The sequence below is a fragment of the Streptomyces sp. NPDC055749 genome (genome assembly GCF_053617235.1).
Genome location: NZ_JBSHFH010000050.1, coordinates 22,900 through 30,170 on the forward strand (window position 1 = coordinate 22,900; position 7,271 = coordinate 30,170).

The following is a 7,271-nucleotide window of genomic DNA, read 5'->3' on the forward strand; positions in this document are numbered from 1 at the left end:
GGCTCGAATGCCGCCGGGGTCAGCCCGACTTCGGCGGCTTCTGCGCGTCGAAGGCGAAGAGCGTGTTCCTGGCCGCGGCCACGATCACCGCACGCCCGGCAATGGTCACGCGGGGGCTTGCGCCCTCCTCGCCCGTCAGACCATCGGCCTGCGGGTCTGTTGTCCACAGGGTTCTGCCATCGCGCGGCGACAGCGCGACCACCCGGCCGGTGGCCGAGCTGAAATACAGCGCGTTCGCTCCAGCCGCGGGACCCGACGCGCCCTCCACGGCAGTCTGCCGCGACCACTTCGTCCGGCCGGTCGCGGGGTCCAGCGCCGTGACGAGACCGGTCCGCCCGCTCACGTAGACGGTGCCGTCCGCCATGCCGGGCGTGCCCGCGTATGTCTTGGACAGTCGGGAGTACGTCACCTTCCGCGAGGCCGGGTCGACCCGCGCCACCCCGTCGTAGCCGACCAGCGCCGGTCCCTCCAAGTGCTCCTGAAGGAGTACGAGCCTGCCCTTGGCGACACCCATCGGCACGGCCGGACCGTCGACCGCGATGGGCCTGCCCAGTGTCCCCGAGGCGCGGTCGACCGTGTACAGGGTGGGGTTGCGCACCTCTGAGGCGTCCACCTCCGCATCCGTCGCGCACATCGCCATGAGCTGTGGGCTCACCGGGACGGGAGCACACTGCGTACCCGCGGGGAACGACGTCGTCCAGGTGACCTCACCGCTGTGCGCGTCCCGGGCCTCGAAGCGGGAGTTGGAAGCGTCGACCGTCACGACGGCTGAGCCGACCACAACGGCGTCCTGAGTCCGGCCGGTGACGGCCGTCGACTGGGCGCCGGACTGCACGGACCACAGCTCCCGGCCGTTGTCCGCGTCGATGGCCACCACCTCGCTGGGAGGGTCCTGCGGGGAATCCTGGGCGGCGAAGCGGTAGCCGAGCACCGTGTCGTCGGTGGCGCCCACCAGGTGCATGCCCTGGACGGGGACGCCCGGGCTCTTCGCCGTCCACACCCGTGAGCCGTCCAGGGCCCTGATACGGGTCGCGACGACACCGCCTCCCCCGCAGAACAGCGCGTCGCCGCGCGCGACGCAGCGCAGCTCGTCGGGGATGTCCTCGAGACCGCCCGGCACGGCCTTGCGCCACGGGCCGAAGCCGTCCGGTAGTGCGGCACCCGGCGCCGCGACGCTGTTCTTGTTCCCGTCGCCGCCGCTGTTCCTCCCGAGGCCGTCGGCCGTCACTGCGGCGACCCCGCCCCCGATCGCTGCCACAGCGACGGCGGTCGCGAGCGCCGGACGCCATCGGCGGCGCAGACGGCGGCCGATGGGGGTGCCGGTGATCCCATTACCGGGAGCGGCCGGAGCGGTGGCCGGCGGCGGTGTGGCCGGCGTCATGAGGTGATGCTGGGTGCTCACGTCGCGGGTGCGGCCCGCGCCGGCTCCGACCGCGACGGCCCCGCCGAGGTCGGCAGGCAGGTCCCGCAGCAGCACGAGGAGTTCGTCCGCCGAGGGGCGCCCCGTGGGCTCCTTGTCCAGGCACGACTCGACGATCTCGCGCAAAGCCACCGGCACGGCATCCAGCGACGGCTCCTCGTGCACCACCTGATATGCCGTCATGTAGGGGCTGTCCGCGTCGAAGGGCCCGCGGCCCGTCGCCGAGTACACCAGCAGCGCCCCCAACGAGAAGACGTCGGACCGCGGCCCCACACCACGCGGCGCCTGCAACTGCTCCGGCGACATGAAGGGCGGCGTACCGATGACCCGCCCTGTCATCGTCAGCGTCTGCTGGTCCACGGCGCGCGAAATGCCGAAGTCGATGACGCGCGGACCCTCGGGCGAGAGCACGACGTTCGAGGGCTTCAGGTCACGGTGGACGACCCCCACCCGGTGGATGTCGCGCAGCGCCTCCGCCAGCCCGATGGCGAGCCTCCTCAGCTCCGCTCCGTCCAACGGGCCCTCCGCGGCGATGCGCTGGGCGAGCGTGTGCCCCTCGATATAGGTCGTCGCCATCCACGGCTGCTCGGCCTCGGGGGCGGCGTCGACCACGGCGGCGGTGAACGCGCCGCTCACCCGCCTGGCCGCCGCCACCTCCTGCCGGAAACGGATGCGGAACTCGTCGTCCCCGGCGAACTGCTGATGGATCAGTTTGATCGCGACAGGCCGCCCCGAACTCGTACGGGCCAGAAAGACCGTGCCCATGCCACCCGAGCCCAGCCGGGCCTCAAGCGGATAGCCGCCGATCTCGGCGGGATCACCTCCGCGCAGCGACACTCTTCCCGACCTCTCGTCCCCCGTGCACCTGTGCCACCACGGGCCTGCCTGTCTGTCCTGCACACAAACTAGCCGCAGGGCAGTACGGCAGAGCAAAGCGGGTGACACCCAGGGCTCCCCCGCTGCTGTCTCACCGGAGCGACCGGCTAGCCCAGGAAGCTCAGCCGCACCTGCCGGTCCGCGTTGTCGACGTTCGTATCCACCAGGCAGACCGACTGCCACGTGCCCAGTTCCAGCCGCCCCCCGATCACCGGCAGCGTCGCATGCGGCGGCACCAGGGCGGGGAGTACGTGGTCGCGGCCGTGGCCCGGGCTTCCGTGGCGGTGCTGCCAGCGGTCGTCGGCGGGGAGCAGTGTGTGGAGTGCGGTGAGCAGGTCGTCGTCGCTGCCCGCTCCGGTCTCCAGGACGGCGATTCCGGCCGTCGCGTGCGGCACGAAGATGTTGAGGAGACCGTCCCGGCCGTGGGCGGCGGCGGTGAGGAACTGTTCGCACTCCGCCGTCAGGTCGGTGACGGTTTCCGTCGTCCCCGTGGTGAGGTTCAGGACGTGTGTGGTGAAGGATTCCGGCATGGTGCCATTCTCGCTCCCACGCGGTGGGATCGCGCGTCCACGGAACGAGACGCCATTGACCGGTTCCGTTCCGCGTCGCTACGTTCGGCGCCATGTTCCGTTCAGCTCTGCTCACTTCGCGCGGTCACATCGACCTGCTGCGGGTGGCCTCCGCCGCGTGTTGTCGCGGCTGCTGACGTTCTCTCAGCGATTCTCCCTACGGTGACCGGGCGCGTGACGCGCCCGCTCCTGCCGTACGCGTCCGCGCACCGTCTCACCCTCCCCTTCCTGCCGCGCCTGCCGTTGCGCCCGCGGGTCCGCCTGTCCTAGCGGGCCCCGCGCGCCGGTTCGGCGCGATGTGGCGTACGGGCGTGAGGGGTGCGGTCCCCCGCGTTGCCCTGCTCATGGAGTCCTCATGACCGTTGACCATGCCCCGCCGGATATATCGCCGGTTCCGGGAAAGTTCCTCAGCTCCTCTCCGCCGGCCGTTGATCTGGAGCCGGTCGTCCCGGTCCCGGCATCGGGTATCCGGCTCGGTTCCGTGCCGCGATGGGTGCGGCGCACGATCGGCCCACTGCTGCTTCTCTCGCTGTGGCAGGTGTTCAGCGCCGCCGGGGTCCTGCATCCCGATGTCCTCGCCTCCCCCGGCACCATCGCCCGTGCCGGAGCGGATCTGGTCGCGGACGGCACCCTGCCGTCCGCGATGGGCGTGTCGCTCCGGCGGGTCGCGGTGGGGCTGCTGCTCGGTGGCGTCATCGGTACGGCGCTCGCGCTGGTGTCAGGGCTCTCCAGGCTCGGCGAGGACCTGGTCGACGCGACCGTGCAGATGCTGCGGACCGTTCCCTGGGTCGGTCTGATCCCGCTGTTCATCATCTGGCTCGGGATCGGTGAGGCCCCGAAGGTGGCGCTGATCGCGCTCGGGGTCGCCTTCCATCTGTATCTGAACGTGTATGCCGGGATCCGTGGTGTGGCCTCCCAACTCATCGAGGCCGGGCAGTCGTTGGGGCTCGGGAGGTGGGGTCTGATCCGGCATGTGGTGCTGCCGGGCGCCCTGCCCGGTGCCATGACAGGGCTTCGCTACTCGCTCGCGACCGCCTGGCTGGCGCTCGTCTTCGGCGAGTCGATCAACGCCGACGCCGGAATCGGCTTCCTGATGAACCAGGCACGGGAGTTCTTCCGGACCGACGTCATCGTCGTCTGCCTCGTCGTCTACGCCTTCCTCGGCCTCACCGCCGATGTCATCGTCCGCATCCTCGAAAGGCTGCTGCTGCAATGGCGACCGACCTTCACGGGCCAGTGACCGCCCCCGGCCCCGGCGCACAGCCGGAGGCCGCTGTACGGATCGAGGGGCTGACCCGGTCCTTCGACGGAAGGCCCGTGATCGACGGGCTCGATCTGACCTTGCGCGCAGGGGAGTTCACCGCCCTGCTGGGACGGAGCGGCTGCGGGAAATCCACTCTGCTGCGGGTTCTCGCCGGACTGGACCGCGAGATCAAGGGCACAGTGCTCGTGCCGAGGCGGCGGGCCGTCGCGTTCCAGGCGCCGCGCCTGATGCCGTGGAAGCGGGTCTGGCGCAATGTGCTGCTCGGGCTGCCGGGCAACCCCGAACGTGTCGTGGCCGAGCGGGCGTTGGAAGAGGTGGGTCTTTCGGAGCGTTCGGGGGCCTGGCCCAAGACGCTCTCCGGCGGCGAGGCGCAGCGCGCTTCGCTGGCCCGGGCTCTCGTACGCGAACCCGATCTGCTGCTGCTCGACGAGCCGTTCGGCGCACTCGACGCGCTGACCAGGATCAAGGCCCAGCAGTTGGTCGCCGAACTCTGGCAACGACGGGGCTGTGCGGTGCTGTTGGTCACCCACGACGTGGACGAGGCACTCCTGCTCGCCGACCGGGCGCTGGTGATGCGCGACGGCGAGATCGCCTACGACACGCCCGTGGACCTGGACCGGCCACGCGATGTGGGCAGTCCCGGCTTCGCCGCGCTGCGCTCGCGCCTGCTGGCCGAGCTGGGCGTCGAGGGCCCCGCCGCTCCGGCCGAGGCCGCCTGAACCGACGCAACTTTTCGCTCCGCATCACTTTCCCAGGAAGAGACATCATGAGACGCCGTACCCTGCCCGCCTTGCTGCTGCCGTTCACCCTGCTGCTCGCCGCCTGCGGCGGGACATCCTCCGCCGAGACCGCGGGCAACACCGACGGCTCCAGCGGTGTCACGCTGAACGTCGGCGACCAGAAGGGTGGTTACGAAGCCATCCTGCGGGCGTCCGGAGAGCTCGACGATCTCGACTACCGCATCAAATGGTCCACGTTCACCTCCGGGCCACCGCTCCTCGAAGCGGTCAACGCGAAGGCAGTCGACATCGGAGGGGTCGGCAACACCCCGCCCGTCTTCGCCGCGGGTGCCGACTCGAAGATCGTCGTCGTGGGAGCCACGCACGGCTCGTCGGCCGGCGAGACGATCGTTGTCCCCGGGGACTCACCTCTGAAGAGCCCGGCGCAGCTCAAGGGCAAGTCGGTCGCGGTGGCCCAGGGCAGCTCCGCCCACTACCAGCTGGTCGCCTCCCTCAAGAAGTCCGGCCTGTCCGTCTCCGACGTCGAGCTGAACTATCTGCAGCCCGCCGACGCGCTGGCCGCCTTCAGCCGGGGCAAGGTCGACGCGTGGGCGATCTGGGACCCGTACACCTCGCAGATCCTGCGGAGCACCAAGGCCCGGGTGCTGACCACCGGTGAGGGTGTGGTCAACGGGCTCGGCTTCCAGGTGGCCTCGCCCGCCGCCCTCGCGGACAAGGCGAAGTCGCGGGCGATCGGCGACCTGCTGGTGCGGCTGGAGCGTGCGCAGAGCTGGGTCTTCGAGCACCCCGAGGCGTGGGCGAAGGTCTGGGCGAAGGAGACCGGACTGCCGTACGAGGTGGCGCTCGACGCGGTGAAGCGCAGCTACGGAACGCGGGTCCCGGTCGCCATCGATCCGGCCGCGATCGCCTCCGAGCAGGCGATCGCCGACACCTTCGCCGAGCTGAAGCTGATCCCCCGGCGCTTCGACTTCGGCGACTACGTCGACACCCGATTCAACCGTGACCTTCCCCCTTCCTCCACCGCTCCCCGTTCCTACGCATCTCACGGAAAGGCATCCTCATGACCGTCTCCCTGCACTGGTTCCTGCCGACCGGCGGTGACGGCCGGACGCTGGTCGACCGGCACGCCTACACCGACGGCGGAATCACGCGCGACCGGATCACGCCGGTGAGCGGGATCCGCGCTCCCGATATCGAGTATCTGATCCAAATAGCCAAAGCAGCCGAACAGTTGGGCTTTGAAGCGGTACTGACACCGACCGGCACCTGGTGCGAGGACGCCTGGCTGACGACGGTCGCACTGGCCCAGCACACCGAGCGGCTGAAGTTCCTCGTGGCCTTCCGGCCCGGGGTCATCTCCCCGGTGCTCGCCGCGCAGATGGCCGCCACGTACCAGCGGATCACTCGCGGGCGGCTGCTGCTCAATGTGGTGACGGGTGGCGACTCCACGGAGCAGCGGCGCTTCGGTGACCATCTGGACCACGACCGGCGCTATGCCCGCACCGCCGAATTCCTGTCGGTGGTGAAGGGCGCGTGGAGCGGGCGGCCGTACGACTTCGCGGGCGAGCACTACCAGGTCGACGGCGCACTGACGGCGCTGCCGCCCGACCCGCTGCCGGAGATCTTCTTCGGCGGGTCGTCGGCCGCGGCCGGGCCGGTGGCGGCGGCGCACGCCGATGTCTATCTGACCTGGGGCGAGCCTCCGGCCGCGGTCAAGGAGAAGATCGACTGGATCCGGCGGCTGGCCGAGGAGCAGGGCCGTACCGTCCGCTTCGGGATACGGCTGCACACCATCTCGCGCGACTCCTCGCGCGAGGCGTGGGCCACGGCCGACCGGCTGCTCGGCGATCTCGACCCCGAGACGATCGCCGCCGCGCAGCAGGCGCTGGGGCGGAGCGAGTCGGTGGGCCAGCAGCGGATGCTGGCGCTGCACGGCGGCTCCCGCGACAAGCTGGAGATCTCGCCGAATCTCTGGGCGGGCGTCGGCCTGGTGCGGGGCGGCGCCGGAACGGCTCTGGTCGGCAGCCATGCGGAGGTGGCCGACCGGATCGAGGAGTACCACGCGCTGGGCGTGGAGCACTTCGTGCTCTCCGGATATCCGCATCTGGAGGAGGCGTACTGGTTCGGCGAGGGCGTGACCCCGGAGCTCGCGGCGCGTGGGCTGCTGTCGAGGGTCCCTGCCTCGCCTCTGCTCTCGGTGCCCGCCGCCAACGGGCGTCCGGCGTCGGCACCGGGCGGCGCTCCGCTGCTCGTCGCCGGGGGCCGCTGAGCGGTCCGCTCTTCCGGCCGGTCCTGGATCTTCCCGCGCGCACGGGAAGAAACAAACACCCCCGGGCGCGTGACAAAAGCGATACAAACTCTCGGGGAGGGGCACGTGTTTGTGGGGGTGTGGGGCGCCGGGG

Annotated in this window: 7 protein-coding genes; 5 read left to right on the forward strand and 2 right to left on the reverse strand. The window is 70.7% G+C overall.

From position 1 onward, the window contains the following. Positions 1–19: 19 nt before the first annotated feature. Positions 20–2,257 (reverse strand): protein kinase domain-containing protein, encoded by a 2,238-nt coding sequence (locus ACWGO0_RS29450; RefSeq protein WP_453541603.1) that lies wholly within the window; start codon positions 2,255–2,257, stop codon positions 20–22. Positions 2,258–2,403: 146 nt separating this feature from the next. Further along, positions 2,404–2,826: a YjbQ family protein gene (locus tag ACWGO0_RS29455; protein ID WP_453541606.1), complete on the reverse strand. Its 423-nt coding sequence runs from the start codon at positions 2,824–2,826 to the stop codon at positions 2,404–2,406. Between the two features lie 92 nt (positions 2,827–2,918). Here ACWGO0_RS29455 and ACWGO0_RS29460 point away from each other — a divergent pair, with 92 nt between their 5' ends. The 5 genes from ACWGO0_RS29460 to ACWGO0_RS29480 all read left to right on the forward strand — a co-directional run bounded on the left by ACWGO0_RS29460 (position 2,919) and on the right by ACWGO0_RS29480 (position 7,138). Further along, complete coding sequence (locus ACWGO0_RS29460) at positions 2,919–3,002, forward strand: putative leader peptide (RefSeq protein WP_311307964.1); 84 nt, start codon at positions 2,919–2,921, stop codon at positions 3,000–3,002. A 218-nt stretch (positions 3,003–3,220) separates the two neighbouring features. Beyond that, positions 3,221–4,105, forward strand: a complete 885-nt coding sequence (locus tag ACWGO0_RS29465) for an ABC transporter permease (protein WP_453541609.1) — start codon at positions 3,221–3,223, stop codon at positions 4,103–4,105. After that, entirely contained in the window at positions 4,078–4,848 is a 771-nt protein-coding gene (locus ACWGO0_RS29470) for an ABC transporter ATP-binding protein (protein WP_453541612.1), read from the forward strand. Before ACWGO0_RS29465 ends, ACWGO0_RS29470 begins: the two co-directional genes overlap by 28 nt. Positions 4,849–4,895: 47 nt before the next feature. Then, the gene (locus ACWGO0_RS29475; protein ID WP_453541615.1) at positions 4,896–5,933 is read left to right on the forward strand and encodes an ABC transporter substrate-binding protein; all 1,038 of its coding nucleotides are present in this window, start codon (positions 4,896–4,898) and stop codon (positions 5,931–5,933) included. Continuing rightward, entirely contained in the window at positions 5,930–7,138 is a 1,209-nt protein-coding gene (locus ACWGO0_RS29480) for an LLM class flavin-dependent oxidoreductase (protein ID WP_453541618.1), read from the forward strand. The genes ACWGO0_RS29475 and ACWGO0_RS29480 overlap by 4 nt, the downstream gene beginning before the upstream one ends. Positions 7,139–7,271: the final 133 nt, after the last annotated feature.